The 19,893-nt window shown below is 50.0% G+C and carries 18 protein-coding genes; 17 read left to right on the top strand and 1 reads right to left on the bottom strand.

Annotation, left to right across the window (positions count from 1 at the left end):
• The first annotated feature begins 12 nt into the window (after positions 1-12).
• The 8 genes from BLO51_RS10340 to BLO51_RS10305 all read left to right on the top strand — a co-directional run bounded on the left by BLO51_RS10340 (position 13) and on the right by BLO51_RS10305 (position 8,321).
• Positions 13-1,278 carry a hypothetical protein gene (locus tag BLO51_RS10340; protein WP_245719611.1) on the top strand — a complete coding sequence of 422 codons (1,266 nt, stop codon included), beginning with the start codon at positions 13-15 and terminating at the stop codon, positions 1,276-1,278.
• A complete protein-coding gene (locus tag BLO51_RS10335; RefSeq protein ID WP_090670710.1) occupies positions 1,275-2,453 on the top strand; it encodes a glycosyltransferase in 1,179 nt (392 codons plus the stop codon). Before BLO51_RS10340 ends, BLO51_RS10335 begins: the two co-directional genes overlap by 4 nt.
• Positions 2,422-2,991 carry a WcaF family extracellular polysaccharide biosynthesis acetyltransferase gene (locus tag BLO51_RS10330; RefSeq protein WP_090670707.1) on the top strand — a complete coding sequence of 190 codons (570 nt, stop codon included), beginning with the start codon at positions 2,422-2,424 and terminating at the stop codon, positions 2,989-2,991. Before BLO51_RS10335 ends, BLO51_RS10330 begins: the two co-directional genes overlap by 32 nt.
• Complete coding sequence (locus BLO51_RS10325) at positions 2,988-4,256, top strand: glycosyltransferase family 4 protein (protein ID WP_090670705.1); 1,269 nt, start codon at positions 2,988-2,990, stop codon at positions 4,254-4,256. The genes BLO51_RS10330 and BLO51_RS10325 overlap by 4 nt, the downstream gene beginning before the upstream one ends.
• A 158-nt stretch (positions 4,257-4,414) precedes the next feature.
• Complete coding sequence (locus BLO51_RS10320; RefSeq protein WP_090670702.1) at positions 4,415-5,161, top strand: YveK family protein; 747 nt, start codon at positions 4,415-4,417, stop codon at positions 5,159-5,161.
• A 284-nt stretch (positions 5,162-5,445) separates the two neighbouring features.
• Positions 5,446-6,336 carry a UTP--glucose-1-phosphate uridylyltransferase GalU gene (gene galU, locus BLO51_RS10315; protein ID WP_090670699.1) on the top strand — a complete coding sequence of 297 codons (891 nt, stop codon included), beginning with the start codon at positions 5,446-5,448 and terminating at the stop codon, positions 6,334-6,336.
• Positions 6,337-6,349: 13 nt separating this feature from the next.
• A complete protein-coding gene (locus BLO51_RS10310) occupies positions 6,350-7,045 on the top strand; it encodes a sugar transferase (RefSeq protein ID WP_090670696.1) in 696 nt (231 codons plus the stop codon).
• A 19-nt stretch (positions 7,046-7,064) separates the two neighbouring features.
• Complete coding sequence (locus BLO51_RS10305) at positions 7,065-8,321, top strand: glycosyltransferase (protein WP_090670695.1); 1,257 nt, start codon at positions 7,065-7,067, stop codon at positions 8,319-8,321.
• Between the two features lie 61 nt (positions 8,322-8,382).
• Here BLO51_RS10305 and BLO51_RS30245 read toward each other — a convergent pair whose 3' ends face one another.
• Positions 8,383-8,589 (bottom strand): hypothetical protein, encoded by a 207-nt coding sequence (locus BLO51_RS30245; RefSeq protein WP_245719610.1) that lies wholly within the window; start codon positions 8,587-8,589, stop codon positions 8,383-8,385.
• An 18-nt stretch (positions 8,590-8,607) separates the two neighbouring features.
• Here BLO51_RS30245 and BLO51_RS10300 point away from each other — a divergent pair, with 18 nt between their 5' ends.
• The 9 genes from BLO51_RS10300 (at position 8,608) to BLO51_RS10260 (ending at position 19,877) form a co-directional block, all read left to right on the top strand.
• Positions 8,608-9,678, top strand: coding sequence for an O-antigen ligase family protein (locus BLO51_RS10300; RefSeq protein ID WP_245719609.1), 1,071 nt, complete (start codon positions 8,608-8,610; stop codon positions 9,676-9,678).
• A gap of 38 nt (positions 9,679-9,716) precedes the next feature.
• Positions 9,717-10,916 (top strand): glycosyltransferase family 4 protein, encoded by a 1,200-nt coding sequence (locus tag BLO51_RS10295; RefSeq protein ID WP_090670933.1) that lies wholly within the window; start codon positions 9,717-9,719, stop codon positions 10,914-10,916.
• Positions 10,917-10,933: 17 nt separating this feature from the next.
• On the top strand, positions 10,934-12,397 hold the full coding sequence (locus tag BLO51_RS10290; protein WP_090670691.1) for a lipopolysaccharide biosynthesis protein: 1,464 nt from the start codon (positions 10,934-10,936) through the stop codon (positions 12,395-12,397).
• 53 nt (positions 12,398-12,450) lie between these two features.
• Positions 12,451-13,614, top strand: a complete 1,164-nt coding sequence (locus tag BLO51_RS10285; protein ID WP_167670166.1) for a glycosyltransferase family 4 protein — start codon at positions 12,451-12,453, stop codon at positions 13,612-13,614.
• 74 nt (positions 13,615-13,688) lie between these two features.
• On the top strand, positions 13,689-15,023 hold the full coding sequence (locus tag BLO51_RS10280) for a UDP-glucose dehydrogenase family protein (RefSeq protein ID WP_090670685.1): 1,335 nt from the start codon (positions 13,689-13,691) through the stop codon (positions 15,021-15,023).
• Between the two features lie 26 nt (positions 15,024-15,049).
• A complete protein-coding gene (locus tag BLO51_RS10275) occupies positions 15,050-16,426 on the top strand; it encodes a sugar phosphate nucleotidyltransferase (protein ID WP_090670682.1) in 1,377 nt (458 codons plus the stop codon).
• 64 nt (positions 16,427-16,490) lie between these two features.
• A complete protein-coding gene (locus tag BLO51_RS30780) occupies positions 16,491-17,033 on the top strand; it encodes an acyltransferase (protein ID WP_174551226.1) in 543 nt (180 codons plus the stop codon).
• Positions 17,034-17,144: 111 nt separating this feature from the next.
• Complete coding sequence (locus BLO51_RS10265) at positions 17,145-18,902, top strand: glycosyl hydrolase family 28-related protein (RefSeq protein WP_090670681.1); 1,758 nt, start codon at positions 17,145-17,147, stop codon at positions 18,900-18,902.
• Positions 18,903-18,914: 12 nt separating this feature from the next.
• The gene (locus BLO51_RS10260) at positions 18,915-19,877 is read left to right on the top strand and encodes a Kelch repeat-containing protein (protein ID WP_090670678.1); all 963 of its coding nucleotides are present in this window, start codon (positions 18,915-18,917) and stop codon (positions 19,875-19,877) included.
• Positions 19,878-19,893 lie beyond the last annotated feature (16 nt).

Raw genomic sequence — 19,893 nt, 5'->3', positions numbered from 1 at the left:
AAGGAGTAGACCATGCTGTTTCGAGTGAAGGTCCTCCTGCTTCTGATCGCTACGTTTATGATGCGGCCGACCGCATTCGGACAATCGATGTCAAGCTTGGCGATTGTAATCAGCCTGGGTGCGGTCTATTTCCATATAGCGGAACATTCGATCAAAAAAAACTTGCGCTTCGCTCGTCACATCCAGTTTGTGCTCGTAGTCAGCGTCGTCATGTGGGTGTATTTTTTCTCGCATGCCGGTATTCATTCGGGACTGAACTTCGACTTTGTGGTGAAAGCTACTGTGACCCACATCGTCATTTTGTTTTCGTTTGCCTTGATATTAAGCGAAGAGAAAGCGAATCAGATGTATTTCCGGGGTTTCATCTTTATTATGATGGCGTTTGTCATTTCGTATTATATCACGCTCGCGCTGTCTTTCGTTATCCCTTGGGAAGCGTTGTTTATGTTTAAAATCGATGTAGAGTCGTATGAGACGACGGGGAAAACATACTTTCCGTTCACAGTGCTGTACAGCTTCATTGAAATGCCCGGTTTGAACTTGCCGCGATTGCTTGGTTTGTTTCGGGAGTCGGGCATATTCCAGGCCTTCTTAATCTGGGCGTTGTTTTGCTTGAAATCGTACGGTCTGAATCGAGGCTGGATCAAAGTGGTGCTGTTTCTTGGCGTCGGTGCTACCTTGTCCACGACGGGGCTGGCGATCTACTTTGTCGCACTGGCGTTAAGGTACATGTTGGACCGGCGGAGCGTCAAAGCGGTGCTTATCTTTTCGTTCATGTTTTACGCGGCCTTCTACGCTCCGTTTATCGGCTTGAACGAAAAATCCGAGAAGCTGGGCGCTTCCGTTACCGATCGGTCAGACGCTACGCTTGAAGGCTTGCGGCTATTCTTGGACCATCCATTCGGCACCGGAATGTATAATGCCGGATACAGCAACGTGGACCAGCTCGGAATCAATCTGCTGTCGTCCATGTATATGATCGGAATTATTGGAGTTCTGCTCGTTTTAATTGTTTATTTTGCAACGGCTGCTACGGTGGAGAACAAGAAGGAATATTTTGTCGCGATTACGCCGCTTTTCATGACGCTGCTCATTTCTCAACCGGTACTTGACGCACCGCTGTTCTATATTATGTTGATGGCGGCGTATAAAAACACACCTCGGGAAGGCCTGCCGCTTTTCGAACAGGATGCCGGGGGATGGTCCGCAATTCCGCAGGTTCGAACAGCAAGGTTACCGTATTGTGCGGTGAAAACGCAAGAAAGGAGTGGCCAGTGAAACGCATTCTCTACATTCAGCCTTATGCCAGCCAAGTCGGCGGGGTCGACACAGTGCTATTGCAATTGGTGGAGGGACTGGACAAATCCAAATATAAAGCTTACGTACTGCTGCCCGGCCCGAGCCCATATGTGGCCAAATACGAGGAGGCCGGAGCGAAAGTGCTTTTTGGTAAGCTTGCCGTTTTCGGCAAACCGACGGATGCGGCTTATTATTTTCGCAACATGTTCAGGCTCTTTGCAACGGTGCGAACCGTCATACGCATCATCCGGGAGTATCGGATCGATATCGTCCATTCCCACAAAATGGAGCTGATGGGCGGGAACATCGCGGCCAGGCTTCTTCGGGTCCCGGCTGTGCAGACGGTGCACGAGCTGCCGCGCAGGCCGCTGATGGCCTATCGGCTGGTCGGCTTCTTAAACCATTTGTTCAACGACAAAGTGGTCGTGCTTTGCGAGCGGAGCAAAATCATGTTCAAATGGGGAGCTTCCTTTTCGCATAAGCTTACCAAAATCTATAACGGCATCGATTTCTCCGGCGGGTCGTCGGAGCTGCCGGTCAAGGGGCTGCGCCAGGAACTGGACATTCCGCCTAATGTGCCCGTCGTGATCATGGTGGCTCGTTTATCCCCGATGAAAGGCGTGGAATATTTTATTCGGGCGGCGGATAGTCTGCGCAAGCGAGGGCGCGAAGCCCGGTTTCTTATCGTGGGTGACGTGGCGTTCGACCATGAGAAGAGCTACAAACAGACGTTAACGAATATGGTCAGACAGCTCGGATTGGAGGATACGGTGCATTTCTTGGGACTTCGCCGGGACGTGCCGCAGTTGCTTCGCCAATCGGATTTGTTCGTTCTGCCTTCCGTTTACGACATTTTTCCTACGGTTATTCTGGAGGCGATGCGCGCGGGGCTGCCCGTTGTTGCCACCGACGTGGGCGGTGTCCCCGAAATGGTGAGGGACAGCACGGGTGTGCTTGTTCCTGCACAGGATCATGAGGCGCTCGCCGAGGGGATAGATCGCGCGCTTTCTGCCGACTGTCGCAGGATGGGGGAAAATGGGCGCGAGCTGGCGGAGCTTGAGTTTTCCAGAGACGCCTATGTTCGAAAAACTACCGATATTTACGAGGAGTTATGGAAGTCGTATGAAAAATATAGTACGGCTAGATCTGTATAAGCAAGACGGTTATTCCAGGGGACGCAGCGGTTTGATCGTGCTGCTATGGTGGTTTGTGCAGGGAACTCTGTTCCGGTTCTCGCTTCATAATATGTACAGCTGGCGAAGGCTGCTGCTTCGGGCATTCGGCGCTCGGATCGGCCGTGATGTCCGGGTTCGTTCTTCGGCCAAATTTACCTATCCGTGGAAAGTGTCGATCGGCGATCATTCGTGGATCGGCGATTATGCGGAGCTGTACAGTTTGGACCGAATCGACATTGGGGCGCACTGCGTCGTTTCGCAGCACAGCTATTTGTGCACGGGATCCCATCAGATGGATGACCCGTACTTCGGCCTTGTCACGAAGCCGATCCGGGTGAAGGACGGTGCGTGGATCGCGAGTGGCGCATTCGTTTACCCGGGCGTCACCGTTCACGAGATGGGCGTCGTGGGTGCCAGAAGCACAGTGACGAAGGATGTGGGGGCCAACGAAGTCCATATTGGCGCCCCTGCCCGTTTTATGAAAAATAGATTCGAGGACACGGGGTTGTTGCTATGAAGAAAAAAATCGTGTTTGTCATCAACTACTTTTATCCCGATTATGCTTCTACAGGGCAACTCATGACCTCTTTATGTCTGCATTTGCAAAACGACTTCGAGATTACGGTCATTGCTGCACAACCCGGATATGCCGGGCAAAAATCTTCTCAGGAAAAGCTGTTTATGACCGACCGTCTCGAAAATATTCGGATCGTCCGGATTAGGCTGCCACGGCTCGATAAAAGCGACAAGTGGAACCGGGTAAGGTATATACTCAGCTACTTTGTTTTGGCGGTATGGGCGATGATCCGGGAAAAAAATACCGACATCGTGTATACCATTTCTTCACCCCCCGTGCTGGGTGGTTTGATCGGCACGTTAGGCAAACTGCTCAAGCGGGCAAAACACGTCTATAATATTCAAGATTTTAATCCCGAACAGGCGGAGGCCGTCAGCTATACAAAGCGCAAATGGATATACCGTATTGCGCGATCGCTTGATAATGTGAACTGCAAAATGGCCGATCATGTTGTTATCGTCGGCCGCGATATGCAGGAAACGCTGCTTACCCGTTTTCGTCATCGCCAGGTACCGGACAATTCCGTGATTAACAACTGGACCGAGGAAAAGGAAATTGTACCGTTATCCAAAGATGATCCGGAAGTGCGCAAGTTTTTGGTTGAAAACGGGTTGAGCGATCGGTTCGTCATCATGTATTCCGGTAATCTGGGACTTTATTACGATCTGGAAAACATAATTAAAGTGACGAAGCATTTTGAGCACCGGAGAGATTTGGCCTTCGTCTTTATCGGAGAAGGAGCGGTAAAAGGCGTCATGGAACAGTTCGTTCGGGAAAACGGATTGATCAATGTCTATTTTTTACCGTATCAGTCGAAAGATTACATTAAATATTCTCTCAATGCTGCGGATGTTCATTTGGTTGTCAATCAGAAGGGCATCAAGGGCGTGTCCGTACCAAGCAAAATATACGGTGTCATGGCTTCGGGAAAACCGATTCTTGGGGTGCTGGAGAACGGAAGCGAGGCTCAGCGGCTTATTGTAGAGAGCGGGGCCGGGCTAATGGTGGAACCGCTGGATTACGACGGCATCATTGCAGCAATCGAAACGTTTGTCTCCCTAAACCCGGCGAAGCTTCTTCGTATGGGGTTAAATGGCAGAAATTATCTGGAAGTGCATTTAAAAAAAGAACAATCGATCGAAAAGTATCGGTATTTGCTAAAAAACTTGTGCATCCAGACGGACAGCCGTGTAAAAACGCAATAATCGCAGTACGTTGTCGAGCGGTATAAAAAACGCTTGACAAGATACGAAATGTATCATAGATTAAACATATGTGTGTCTGATACGTTTCGTATCTAATTATGTCTTCTATTGAAAAAAAATGAAAAATACAGAGAGAAACAAACGGATGGAGGACTATTATGGAGCTGAAACAATACGGTAGGATGATCAGGAAAAGGCTTTGGTACATTTTAGCGTTCGTTGTCATCGCAAGTATGGCTGCCGGACTTGTCAGCTTCTACTACATCAAGCCGGTTTATGAAGCATCCAACAAGCTGATCGTCAATAAGTCCAATGAACAGACCGGCGCGTCTCCCGTGGACATCGGCTTGATCGATGCAAACATCCGTTTGATCAATACGTATAAGGAAATTATCCTGACGCCCGCGATTATGGATATCGTCGCCGTCCGCTATCCCGACTTGCAATTGACGACCGAAGAGTTGATGAGCAAGGTTAAAGTCAGTTCAATCAACAATACGCAGGTCATGACGCTGATTATGCAGGATACTTCGTACAATCGTGCGGCCAGAACGGTCAATGCTGTCGCAGCAGTGTTTAAAACGGAAATTCCTTCGATTATGAAGGTGGACAATGTCACGATTTTAAACGAGGCGAAGCTCTTGCCCAACCCCGTGCCCGTGAAACCGAATCATATGTTGAATATTTTGATTGGCCTTGTCCTTTCACTGATGCTGGCTACCGGGGCCGTATTCGTTATCGAGTACATGGACGACACGATTAAATCCGAGACGGACGTGGAGCAATATTTGCAGTTGCCGACTTTGTCGGTCGTAATGAAGACGAAAAAGGCAGACATGAAACCGAGATCCTCATCCGGGCAAAGGGAAACGACAGTTATGATAACAAACGAACATAGCGGTTAAAATTTTTACGTGTTTGGGTAATGCCTGCTGCACCTTTATCACTGCAGGTACTCGGCCATGCTGTGGGCTCGCTAGGAGCCTTAGACGCCAGTCGTCAAGGGTATGGCGTGAGGCAGGGTTAAATGCCCTACTTCATTGTAAATCTAGTTTCAAAGGCTCTTTTTAAAATAGAAGCACAAGTTATGCCGTCTTACCTACCATGAAGACGGCATAACTTGTATCTTTTATGATACATTTTGTATCTAAATAGGGTGTGTGACGCCCATATCGTGGAGGAGAAAACCATGAGAAGGATTAAGAAGGCCATCATCCCGGCCGCCGGCCTCGGAACCCGTTTTTTGCCGGCAACGAAAGCGATGCCTAAAGAAATGCTTCCCATCATCGACAAGCCGACGATCCAATACATTGTGGAGGAAGCCGTCGAATCCGGGATCGAGGATATCATCATTGTAACTGGCAAAGGGAAGCGGGCGATTGAGGATCATTTCGATCATGCTTTCGAATTGGAGCAGAATCTGCACGAGAAAGGTAAGCTCGAGCTTCTTAAAGAAGTCCAGCGCTCCGCTCATGTGGATATTCACTACATTCGCCAAAAAGAACCCAGAGGTCTCGGACATGCCGTCTGGTGCGCCAGGCGGTTTATCGGCGAGGAACCATTCGCCGTATTGTTGGGAGATGATATTGTTTACACGGAAACGCCGTGCTTGAAACAGCTGATTCAGGAATATGAAAAAACGGGGTGCTCGGTTATAGGTGTACAGCCGGTTTCCTTGGAAGAGACGCAGCGATACGGTATTGTCGATGTTTCCAATAGCAATGGGCGATTATACGAGATCAAAAGCTTGATGGAAAAACCCCCGTTAGGCAAAGCCCCATCCAATCTGGCCATTATGGGCAGATATATTTTAACGCCAGGCATATTCGATTATTTGGATCTTCAAGAAGCGGGTGCGGGTGGTGAGATTCAGTTGACCGATGCGATTCAGAAGCTGAATGAAACGGAAAAGGTTTATGCGTATCAATTTAAAGGAACGAGATACGACATAGGCGAGAAGCTCGGGTACATACTGACCAATCTGGATTTTGCGCTCAAGAACGAGGAACTGAATAGGCCGCTGTTGAAGGCTCTGGAAAAAATGGTAGAGCACGAAGAAGCATCGGAACTGACCAGATAGAGGAGGTGTACCCATGAGCGCCCCGAAATTATCGAATGAAAGCAATGTATTGGAAAGCGGGGGATATGATTCAAGCATCGTCAAAGTGAACGAGGAGAAGAAAAGCTCGTACCTCTTCGCTAAAAGGTGCATGGATGTTTTGGGCGCAGCGGTCGGCTTGATCTTGATCGCTCCGATATTTGGCGTTATAGCCATTCTTATAAAAATGGAGGACCCGAAGGGGCCGGTTTTTTTCAAGCAGCGTCGCGTCGGCAAGTACGAAACGGTTTTCGAAATGTACAAATTCCGATCTATGGTGTCCAATGCGGAAGAACTGCTTGACGGACTGCTCAACCAAAACGAAGTGAGCGGACATATGTTTAAAATGAAATACGATCCGCGTATCACGAAGGTGGGACGATTTATCCGAAAAACGAGTCTGGATGAGCTTCCCCAGCTATGGAACGTGTTAAAGGGCGACATGAGTCTGGTCGGCCCTCGCCCTCCGCTACCCCGGGAAGTCAAGGAGTACACTGCTTATCACAGACAGAGGCTTCAGGTGACGCCGGGCTGCACCGGACTCTGGCAGGTGAGCGGCCGCAACCAGCTCGGCTTCGAACAGATGGTGGAGCTGGACATTCAATATATTGCGAGCAGGAGCCTGCTGTTCGATATGAAAATCATCTTCAAAACGATGAGGGTGCTATTGGGATCGAAAGACGCATTTTGACATTTACCGGGGGTCTCTGATGATGAAAATCGTATTTATTACCAACAGGCTTCCTTTTCCCAACACCGACGGGCGGAAAAATTTGCTCTCCCAATACATTCAACAGATCAAAGAGATACATCCGGATAGTGAAATTATTAATATTTCGTTCGTCGATGAAATCAAGTATCTGCGTGAAAAGCCGTACACGATCAATCAAATGATTTGTATCGACCCGCCGAAGCTGGCGGAGAAGCTCTACAATATCTTTGTTAACTCGCTGCTTCTGCGCAAGTGGCCGCTGCAGGTGGCGGTGTATTACAGCAGGAAAAACCATCGGCTGATCGACGAAATCATTCGTAAGGAAGAGCCAGCTTACGTTATTTACGATATGGTTCGGGTGGCAGAATACCGCAGCGATTTTCCGGCAAGAACGGTTCTGAGCTATGATGACCTCCTCTCGCTTCGTTACCAGCGGCAGCTCAGGTGGTTCAAATACATTCCTTCCGTGTTCGGAGGGTTTGCGAGCAAGCTGCCACAGATACTTCGGGGAGCGGCCGAGCTCAAGTTTATTCAAAAAGCTTTGATCCGTATTGAAAGCCATTTGCTGGAAAAGTATGAACGATCAGTAGCGAAGCGGTTCGATCATCTGGTGTTTACATCGCCTAAAGAAGCGGAGCAGTTCAAGCAAATCGTCCAGCATGAGTCGTGCCACGGCATTCCGATGAAATTCGATCCAGACCAATCCGGTCAGGCGCGCCCGCGAAGCTACGACCCGTACAAAATCGTCTTCGTCGGCAAGATGGATATTCCGCACAACTGCTCGGCGGTTGTCTACTTTTGCGAACATATTTGGCCGAAGGTCAAAGAGCGGGAACCCAAAGCGAGATTTTACATCGTCGGCAAAAATCCAACACGGCAAGTGACACAGCTTGGGCGTCAATACCCTGATGTATTCGTAACGGGAGAAGTCAACGACGTGAAACAGACGGTGATGGATTCTGCGTTAATGATCGCGCCGCTGCTCTTTGGCACCGGCATCAAAACGAAAATCGTAGAAGCCATGTCCTGGGGAATTCCGGTTGTCACGAATGCGATCGGCGGCGAAGGAATCAATGCCAGTCACCGTAAAGAATTGTTTATCAGCGAAAACGATCAGGATATGGTGCAGAACATCCTGCTTTTATTGCACAATGCGGATCTCAATCAAAAAATATCTAAAAATTCTATTAATTATGTCTCGCAGCATTTTAGTAGCGCCGTTACCAAGCAAAAACTGCGGCTCATTTTAATCTAAGGCGAGTGCAACACAAATCGGATGAAGTGTGGTGCCCGTAATGAGACCCTTGATTTACTTTTTATTTTTTCTTGGCCTTTGTTTGTTGACTTACGATAGAATGCCGTATTTTTCTTTTTCGGTTTACCGGCCGGTCGCGATGTTCCCGTTGTTTGCAGCGTCGTTTTTGCTCCTTTTCGAGAAATTTCGGTTTCGGCAGGGCGACATTTTTTTGATTGCCTTTTTTATTTATAGCGCGTGTAATTCGCTCATTAATTCGGCGATTCATAACGACCCTTCCAGCAGCATGAAGCACATTGTTACGTTAATCGTCGGCATATCCATCTATCGAGTGTCAACCTATGTAGGCGGTACGTTCAGGGAGCTGCCGGACGGTTCGAATCTGATGATCAAAGCATTGTCTATCGCATTTGTTCCGGGAGTCATAGCCGGTTTTCTGCAATTCATCGACGCCTTTGTCGTACGAAACGGCTTCTCGAAGGCGCTGACCTCCTATTTTTCCGAGATGGTCTACCACAACCGGATTCAGATGTTGTCGGGCGAGCCGTCTTGGGCGACGATCCACATGCTGACGGGCGGAATTCTGATTTACTACCTGTATAGCAAACGCAAAAAATGGTCTGTTTTGTTCGTCGCCTTACTGTTGCTGTTTATCCTGACCTTCTCGGCATACGCTTACGGAGTTATTCTAATTGCTTTGTTCCTGTTCATCTTGATTAGCGGCAAGCATCGGTTCAAACTGCTGCTGATTACGGGCGTTGCGCTGTGCTTTATTTTCGGGTTGGTCCCGTTTCTGATCAAAACCTTTGGAATCAGCGGATACTACACGCACCGATTTAATCTCGACACCTTGAGACTGGACGATTTGATGCAGAAGGACGGCTCATTTTTCGTGCGCTTCGTATTTCCGATCATCGGTTTTATCGAATTTTGGCGGCATCCGCTCACCGGAGTGGGCGGGGGATTTTATTACAAGGAATTTACAGACATTCTTTTGACGCACTTCGGCGGCGGTCTGAAATTCAAAGAGGTGCTGGACATCGCCTTCAATCATCAGGAAAGCGCAACGTCCCGGAATTTGTTCTCCAAGGTATTTAGCGAGGAAGGTTTGATTGGCGCGGTGCTGTTTTTCGGGTTTCTGTTTACGGTGCTGAAAAAAAGCTGCACAAATTCTTACAGCAAGTTTGTGCTTGCGGCCTGCCTCTCGCTGGTCATGAATTTCGATTCGTACGCGTTTATCGACTTTTGGCTTCTCATTGGACTCATCCGGGGAGGTTTTTTTGAGACGCAGCCGGAACCCCGGTTTTGGCCGATCCGGAGTGAGCGCTTTTCCTTGGCCGCCGTTTCCAAAGCATAATACTCAGAAATGGAGCTTAGGATATGAACATTGTCATCATGAATAGTTTGTATTCGCCGGATATTATCGGCGGCGCGGAGATATCGACGCAAATTCTGGCCGAAACGCTAAGCGGGGCCGGCCTCCGGGTCAGCGTAGTGACCGTTGGCGCGCAGAACCGTTCCATCGGCGTTGTTACTGATACGGTCGGCGGCATCGAGATTATCCGGGTGCCGCATAACAATCTGTACTGGCTCGGAGAGTCGAAGGGCAAGAGCGGCGTAAGCAAGGTAATCCGCAGGCTAATCGATATTTATAACCCGCTTCAGCTCAAAGAGATCAGGCGCATTTTGATTCATTTGAAGCCAGACCTGATTCATACGCAGAACTTGTCTGGTCTCGGCGCGGGCGTCTGGAAGGTAGCGGCAGATCTTGGAATCCCTGTCGTTCACACACTAAGAGATTACTCTTTGCTTTCGCCCATGAGCACGACGGATATTCATCCGTTCATCAAAGGTTTATACAAGCAAGTGCCGCTGCGCTTCAGCTCTTGCGTGTCGGCTGTGGTTGGTATAAGCAGCCACATCCTAAACAAACATACCGAGGCCGGATTGTTTGCTCATTCGATAAAGGCCGTCGTTCCGAATGCAGTGGACGGGGCCGTTCGCAGCATTCCCAAACCAGCGGTAAGCGGCGCACTGAAGCTTGGCTGCTTTGGTAGAGTGGAGGCGGAAAAAGGCATAGCCCATTTAGTTGAAGCAGTGAAGCAGCTACCGCCCCAAATTGTGGAACGGCTGTACATTTGCGGAGAAGGCAGCTTGAAGGAACAATTGGTCAAAAGGTGCGCGGACGATCCGCGAATAGCGTTTACCGGAAAAGTAACGCCTGCGCAAGCGAGGGAACTGATGTCGGAGGTGGATCTGACAATCGTTCCTTCGACATGGGATGAGCCCTTCGGCCGGGTCATCATTGAATCGTATCAAGCGGGAACGCCAGTGTATGCCTCGGCAGTCGGAGGAATTCCTGACATTGTCACCGACCGTAGCGAGTGCCTCTTCGAGCCGGGTAGTACCGAGGCTATCAAGCGCTCGATTTTGTCTTATTATCATCAATCCCCCGCATCCAAGCAGCGCATGCTTGATCGTTGTTTGGAACATTGCAGTAATTTTACGTCGGACGCGCTTGCCGAGAAGCATCTGGATCTATACAAGCAAGTTTGCGGTTCCATGCTGTCGCGCCCAAAAGCCGTGAACGAATAAATTGGAGGCTAAGCAGCATGTCCTTATTTAAAAGCACCCTCTGGTCGTCGGTCAATACACTTGGCGTCAATCTCATCGGACTCTTGACCAACGTGGTGCTGGCGCGAATGCTATACCCCGAGCTGTTCGGCATGCTCGGGATGGCGACCGTGTTTACCGGATTGGTCGTTCTATTGCAGGAGGTAGGCTTTAGTTCCTATCTCGTCTACAAGCAGGACATCGAGCGGAAGGAAATCAGTACGTCCTTTTGGCTGAACTTCGCTATTTCGGCGGCGCTGGCAGCCCTTCTGTGGTTTGCATCTGGCTCGATTGCGACATTCTACGGTGTCGACGATGTGCAAAGCGTCGTCCGCTACATTGCCGTCGGATTGCTGTTCGGCTCGTTTGGCGTAATCGGCCGGGCCATTTATACCAAGCGCATGCAGTTTAACGTACTTGCCGCCATCGACCTGTCTGCTGAGCTGATCACCAGCGTGGTCGCAGTCATTTTGGCTGCGCAAGGCTTTCCGCTGCTCGCGATTACGTCCCGTCTGGTGATCCGGCCGGCTCTCCAAGCGGTCATCCTGCTCGGCACGACATGGAAAGAAACCACAGGCAGCTTTGACTGGAACGTTGTAAAAGAGATGGTGCCGTACAGCGCCCGGATCATGGCAGCGTCATTTTTCGGCTACTTCAACAATATTATCAATTACTTGCTCATCGGAAAATTGCTCGGCAGCCGGAGTCTCGGGATGTATACGGTGGCTTGGCAGTGGGGGATGTTTACCCGCTTTTATATTTCCGGTCCGGTAGGCAAAGTCGGCTTCTCCGCCGTTTCGAGCCATCAGAACGATATGGAAAAAGTCCGGCACATCTTTGTAAGCATGCTTACACGGATTTCGTTTATTTCGTTCCCTTTCTGCATGGGGCTTATCATCGTTGCTCCGGAATTCGTCGATGTTGTCTATGGGAAGGCGTGGACGGAAGTGATCCCGGTACTCCAACTTTTGCTTGCTGCCGGCATGATCTCCACCCTGGGTTCGCCGGGCGGCTCCGTTCTGCGCGGGATCGGCAAGCCCCAGGAGGAAATGAAATACATTTTATATTCTTCTGCCGTTTTGCTTGCGCTGCTTCTTATTTTTTCCAAGTATGGCCTGGTAACGGTAGCAGTGGCGCTTTTGCTTCATACATTCGTTTTCGAAACGGTCAAAATCCTGATTATTAACCGGTTGATCCGTTTGAGCACAAAGCTGCTTTTGAAGCGATTGCTGCGGAGCTTTTACACCGCCTTCCTCATGGCGGTCGTTGTGAGCGCCGTCAAATGGGCCCTGCCGGGAATGCTGTCTCTGCCGAAGCTGATCGTTATGGTTGCAGTGGCAATCGTGACCTATGCGCTGGTCAGTTACTTTTTCAACCGAACCGAGATCGAATGGGGTTCCCGCAAGCTGATGCAGGCGCTGAATCGTACGATACGAAGAAAAGTCAAGTCAACTCGGGCGTAACGGGAATATACATAATATTCCTTTTTACACTGCAATCAAGGAGGTTGTCAAGCATGCCCCGCCGATTATTCGTCTCTATTGATTTCCCCCCGGAGAAGGGCGGCATTCAAAATTATGTGTACGGTCTGGTTTCCAATCTACCGCCTTCCGAGACCTTCGTGCTTACTGATTCCGCTTCGGAAGCGAAGCGGGCGGAGACGGAGCAGTTTGATAAAGAGCAGCTCTTTCCGGTGTACCGCATCGGCCTCAAAACAAAATCCGTTGCGGTCAGCTTTCTACATCTGCTCCGCCTGTTATATTGGATCATTCGTCTAAAACGAAAATACGGTATCCGGGAAATTCATTTCGGGAACGTTCTGCCCGTGGGAATGAGCGGCCCTTTGGCTAAGCTGCTGTGCAACGTGCGTTATTATACGTACATTCACGGGCTGGATGCGCTCAGTATCATCCGGAGAAAACGTTCGTACAAATACGTTTCGTTGTTGTTCACCTTGAAATTTGCGAACAAGATTGTTTGTAACAGTTATTACACAAAAAGTAAACTTATGGAAATTGGTATCCGGGAGGAGCAGCTCACGATTATCCCTCCGGGGATCGAGATGGAAGAGCAGAAGCCCCGACAAGCGGAAGTGACGCTTGATGCGCTAAGAAAGAAATGGGGCTTGGACGGCAAAAGAGTGATTTTGACCGTTGCCCGGCTTGTAGAACGAAAAGGCCACGATGTCACGCTAAAGGCTTTGTCCAAGCTAATCGTCGAATATCCGGATTTATGCTACGTCATTTGCGGCGACGGTCCCGACAGGGAGCGGTTGTCGAAGCTAGTTTCAGAATATGGGCTGGAGCCTTACGTCCGGTTCACCGGCGTTGTGGACGACGAAGAATTGGCCGTGCTGTATAGTTTCGCCGACTTGTTCATTATGCCAAGCCGCGAAATCGTCGAGAAGGGCGATGTGGAAGGATACGGCATCGTCTTTTTGGAGGCAAACTACAATCGGCTGCCCGTCATTGCCGGCAACAGCGGCGGGATTCCCGACGCCGTCCTCGACAACGTGACGGGTTATCTGGTCGATCCGCTCAGCGACGGGGAAATCGCCATGAGGATCAAATCGCTTCTGGACAACGCAAACCTGTGCAGGGAGATGGGAGAGAACGGGTTCCGGTGGGTAACGGAAAACTGCCTTTGGAAGCATCGAGTCCGCTTGTTGGAAACGATCTAGAGGTTGACCCAGTTACGGTCTGTGTACGTTCGTTACGATTCGGTCCGACTTATTCGATAGGAGAGTGTATAGAGATGAAAATCGCTGTAATAGGGACGGGTTATGTTGGTTTGGTATCGGGCGTTTGCTTTGCCGATCTTGGCAACGAAGTTATCTGCGTCGATAAGGTCGCCTCGAAAATCGCCATGTTGCGTCAGGGGGAAGTACCGATTTACGAGCCGGGACTCCGGGAGCTGATTCAAAAGAACGTTGCGGCTGGCAGATTGTCCTTCGACGATGAACTGTCGGGAGCCGTTCGACAGTCGGATATCGTGATCTTGGCGGTCGGTACGCCTTCGCTGCCAAGCGGGGAAGCGAATTTGGCATACATCGAACAAGCGGCCCAAGAAATCGCCCTAGCCATGAACGGCTACAAAATCGTCATGACCAAAAGCACTGTCCCGGTCGGAACGAATGAGCGAATTCAGCAAATTATCGGACAATTCAGCGGGTATCCATTCGACGTTGTTTCTGTTCCGGAATTTTTGCGCGAAGGCTCGGCGATTCAAGATACGCTCTACCCGGATCGCATTATCGTCGGAACGGACAGCGTGCGGGCAGGAGAAACCGTTGTCGGACTTCATCGGCCCCTGACGGACAACATAATTGTTACGGACATTCGAAGTGCGGAAATGATCAAGTATGCATCCAACGCTTTTCTGGCAACCAAAATTTCGTTTATCAACGAGATCGCCAACATTTGTGAAAAGCTTGGCGCGGATGTTACCAAAGTGGCGGAAGGGATGGGTTACGACAAGCGGATCGGCTCCTCCTTCCTGCAAGCGGGGATTGGCTACGGCGGCTCTTGCTTTCCGAAAGATACCGGGGCGCTCATTCAAATTGCAGGCAACGTCAATTACGAATTCAAACTGCTGAAGGCTGTTGTTGAAGTTAATAAGGATCAGCGCTTCAACGTCATTGCCAAGCTGAAAGAATCGCTCGGGGATTTGAAGGGAAAGACGATTGGCATCTGGGGTCTTGCTTTCAAACCGAACACCGACGATGTTCGCGACGCTCCTTCGATCGAAATTGTGGAGACGCTGCTTGCGAAGGGAGCGAGTATCCGGCTTTACGATCCTGTAGCGATGAGCACATTTAAGGCGGTCGTGAACGACCCTTCCCTCGTTTGGTGCGACGACCCGTACGAAACCGCGGAACACTGCGATGCGTTGTGCCTCTTGACCGAGTGGGACGAATTCAGACAGGTTGATCTCGTTCAGACGGAAGCGCTCATGAAGCAACCTATTTTGATCGACGGAAGAAATGTATTTTCCGGCGAACAAATCGCCATAACGAATTTCTGCTACTATTCCGTTGGCCGTCCGAGCATGAGGCGTCATGTTCAGGAGCCGATTCTGGGAACCTATTAATAATATATAAAGGGAGTGTGGTTTGTGTGAAACTCGTACTGTTGTCCGGCGGGTCCGGCAAAAGATTGTGGCCGTTGTCGAACGATTCCAGATCGAAGCAGTTTTTGAAGATGCTCGTCAATCCGGAAAAGCAGTTGGAATCCATGGTTCAAAGGGTATGGAGGCAGCTGGATCAGGTCGGATTATCGGATTCGTCTTACGTAGCGACCGGTAAGGCACAGATGGAAATGATCCAAAGCCAGCTTGGCGGCGTTCCTGTCATTGTCGAGCCAGAGCGCAGGGATACGTTTCCGGCAATTGCTTTGGCCGCGACTTACTTATATTCCATCGTAGGCATGAGCTTGAACGAAGTAGTTACCATTTTGCCCGTCGATCCTTATGTTGACGAAGCCTTTTTCCAGAAAATCGGAGAGCTGGAGCAAGTGATCGAAAGCACGAAGGCTGACTTGGCGCTAATTGGCGTCAAACCGACCTATCCGTCTGAGAAGTACGGTTATATCGTACCGCAAACGAACAGTCAAACGTTCATCGAGCAGACCGAGATTTTCCATGTAAACCACTTTGCTGAAAAACCGACCGAAGCCAAGGCGCAAGAACTGATCGACAGGCAAGCGTTGTGGAACTGCGGCGTGTTTGCCTTCAAGCTTGATTACATTATCTCTTATCTGATCGAGCAAGGGTTTCCCATCCAATACGAAGCAATGGCGAAGCAATATGACAAGCTTCCGAAGAATAGCTTCGATTACGAAATCGTCGAGAAGGCGCAGCATATCGTCGTTACTCCGTATGAAGGCTATTGGAAAGACCTCGGCACCTGGAATACGCTGACCGAGGAGATGGATACGGACCAAATCGGCAAAGGGCTTATCTCGCCTTGCTCGAAAAATACACATTTGATTAACGAACTGGACATTCCGGTTGTCGTTCTCGGCCTCGACAATGTCGTCGTGGCGACGAGTCCGGACGGTATTCTTGTTACGGAGAAGAACGCCAGCCCCAGAATCAAGGACATGCTTAAAAACATGGAGCAGCGGCCGATGTACGAGGAGCGCCGCTGGGGCTCATACCGCGTGCTGGATTATAAAAAATACCGTGAAGGGCACGAGGTGCTAACAAAGCGAATTTGCCTCCGGGCTAGGAAAAACGTCAGCTATCAGCTTCATTTGAAGCGTACCGAAATATGCACCATCCTCTCCGGCGAAGGCGAGTTTATCCTGAACGAGCAATACCGGAAGGTGAAGCCCGGCGATACGCTCCACATCCCGACGGGTGCCCGGCACAGCATTCGGGCGTTGACGGATCTGGAATATATCGAAGTGCAAACGGGAACCGAGCTTACGGAGGAAGACAGCGTTCGACTCCACGCCGAGTGGAGCGAAATTCTGGAACAAGTCCGGTTGTAGGGCTCTTCAAAGCTCCTCTTTGCGCCGGGATTAAACCGAACCTTTGAGAAAGAGAGAGAATATAATGGGGAGACGTTCCTTCAGGGAGTATGTCAAATATGCGTATCGGATCGGACTCGGGGCTTTGTTTCGCTTCCAAACGGAATCGTGCGGCAGACGTCTGCGGGTATGCGGCAAAATAACCCGGAGCGGCAAAAGCGGAACGTTTCTCCGGCTTGGTCATCGGGTGATGCTGTACCAGAACGTTGGATTTTACTTGGACGCGCCCGGCGCCGAAATTGTGATCGGAGACCGGACGTACATTAACCGTAGATCGGAAATTATGGCCAAGAACAAAGTTTCGATCGGGAGTGACTGCGCCATTTCATGGGATGTTTCAATTTTGGATACGGACTTTCATGCGATTGACGGCCAGCCGGATACCGCACCGGTGACGATAGGAAACAACGTATGGATTGGGTGCAAGGCTGTTATTTTGAAGGGAGTCAGCATTGGAGACGGTGCGGTGATCGCCGCAGGATCTGTCGTAACAAAGGATATCCCACCGCGCTGCGTAGCTGCCGGCGTGCCTGCGAAAGTTATCAAAGAAATAAAGGAATGGAAGTAAGGCGGCTTGACTTTGATACGTATCGTATCATATAATGCTTTGTATGATACAGAAGCTATAAATTCCTCACCTTGGCCGTTTGAATGCCTACAACGCGATGGAGTGTGAGCTATGAAAAAATTATGGACTCGAAGAGAAATACTGGCCACCTTAGGGTTGACCGGCTTGACGCTGGCTTCCGGCATCCGCGTCTTCTCAGGACGTGCCGTCGAAGCTGCATCTTCGGGAACAACGACAACAGAAACATTGCCAGGCGTAAATATACTTTCGTTCGGCGCCAAAGGAGACGGAAAGACAGACGATACGTCGGCTTTTCAAGCCGCCATCAACCAGATTAAACAATATGGCGGTCGAATTGTCGTTCCTCATGGCGTTTATCGGATCAACGGTTCACTTAAAGATATTGACAATGTCATGATGGAAGGCGAGGCGGCCAACAAAACGTATTGGTCGCAGCCGGGGTACTTAGATTTTGACAAAGGAACCGTTATTGCCGGTAACGGCAATAACGTTTTGTTCGCTTCCGGTATGAAGCGCGGTGCGTTCAGTAACATCTCTTTCCGCGATTTCGCGCTGCTGGCTAACCCCTCCAGCCCCAGAAATATGACGTTTGTGAATTGCAGTTTCAGCAAATTCATTGCGATTTTAAAAGCGCCGGGCGGCGAAAGCGAGTCCTACCACAATTTTCAATTTATTTCCTGCGCCTTTACGGCTTACGAAACGGGAGCTTTATTTTTGGGGCGGATTATCGATTCGCTTTGGGACCAGTGTATTTTTGTCGGAGCCAAAGCATTCGACTGGATGCAAGCAAAATCTAACATGGTTGTAAAATGCCGCTTTGAATGGATTAACCGTGATTCGGCCGTCGTACTGAGCGGATGCCAGTTGCTGCAGTTCCATGATAATTATTTCGACCGGATCAGCGGCAACGCTTTTGAGATCCGCCCCGGGAATGCCGGCATCTCCATTGCGAACAATATGTTTAACCGATGCGGAAGCGGTACGGATGCCGATAAAAAAGATCTTGGCTTTAAAGACATCCGTAAATCGTTTATTTTGCTGTTCGGAGAATTTGAGGATATCAGCATTTGTAACAATATTTTTCGCAAAGGGCTGAGCGGGGACTACAACGGGCCGCTGTGCCCGAAGTATGTGTTTTCCAAGCGCGATAAAATCAATAACTGCCGGTTCCGTTTTAAAAACAACGAATGTACGAACGGATTCACAGACGGCTTTCTGTACGATGAGGAACAAACTTACGAACGAATTCAGATCGACACGGACCAGGTGTTTTCGTCCTTGTCGGAATACGTGGTCGGGCTCGCCCGGGTGGCCGCACACGACATTACCGTATACAACTCGGCCGATGTCAAGATCTCCTCGATCCCGCCGCGGCTGATTGTATATAATCAGGCGAAAGTCGAGCTTGACGGCAAGCAGGAAGGAACTGTTTTCGGAGGACAGGTCAATGGTTATCCCCGCTATGAAAGACCTGAGGTGATCGTTGAAAATTATCCGAAACAAAGCGTCACTGGTGTGATGAAGGAGGAGGAATTTACGATTCCTGTCAACGATTTTGTTCGCGGCTCGACCGTCTATGTTTCGCTCGGAGCGGGGCCGGATACGCAATGGAAGCTAGTAGATAACGATAACGCGACCATGCGCATGCTTCTTCCACTTCCAACCGGCCCTTCCAACAATAAAGTATACAGGGCAGCCATCCACATTCCGGCCGGATATGCCAAAGACTATGTGAAACTGAAAGTAAGTTCGTCGTCATCCGGGTCCGGAACGGTCATCGTTGACGCTTACATGGCTTCGTACTCCGAATTCCGCACAAGATCATTTCTGGATAAAATGATGAAATAAGGAGTGGCGAGAATGAGGAAACCTTGCCCCGTCTACAAAGCGGTTTTGCTTTTTGCGCTCTGCTGCGTTTTTACCGCCTCGATCTCCTTGGGGACGGCATTTGCGGAAGTGGTTCAGGCGGCGAAGGCGCCGATGCATGACGGGCGCGCCGGATTCGGCCTGGAAACGATCGGCGATAAACTGTATGCCGTTGGCGGAGAGAACGGCTCGGCGTCAGGGATGCTTGCGTCGGTTGAAGAGTACGATCCTCAAGCCGACCGCTGGACATTGAAAGCAGGGCTGCCGATGCCGGGAGTCCATTTAAAAACGGCCGTAATCGACGGACTTTTATATGTGATCGCGGGATACGATCCAAACACGAAACGATACCTCCCCGTCCAAATTTACGATCCGAAAACGAACAAATGGAGCATCAAAAAGGAGATTATTTGTGAGAGGTACGACCCGGCCATCGTTGTCTATGACGGAAGGGTTTATGTCATCGGTGGCTACGATTCATGGGGCGTAACGCAAGATACTGTGGAGCAGTTCGATCCGAATACGGGGGATCGGCGCTTGATCGACCGCATGCCAGCCCCGCGTTTCGGCCATGGAGCCGTCATTTTGGACGACATTCTTTATGTCGCAGGAGGGGCGAATAACGCATACGGTACTGTAAAACCGCTGAATACATTACTGGCTTTTGATTTTCGGAAGAATGCTTGGACGCAAGAGAAACCGATGCTTGTCTCGCGTATGCATCCGGCTCTAACGTTCGTGAAAGGGCAGCTTTTTGTAGTTGGCGGGGGCACGGAAGAACAATTCGCCGAGCGATACGACCCGTCTGCTGATCGGTGGACGCCGCTGAAGGAGCCGGTTTATGGTAACCGGAATGAACTGGAGGTCGCTGTACTGGACAAAGTCCTTTACCTTGCCGGCGGGTATAGACAAACGTATATGACAGCGGTGGAAGCTTGGGATTTGTCGAACCAATAATTGCGCCTGTGAACCG

This window comes from Paenibacillus tianmuensis (assembly GCF_900100345.1).
Classification (GTDB): Bacteria; Bacillota; Bacilli; order Paenibacillales; family NBRC-103111; genus Paenibacillus_G; species Paenibacillus_G tianmuensis.
Note: the sequence above shows the minus strand (reverse complement) of the source record. Positions and strands in the feature narration are given on the sequence as shown.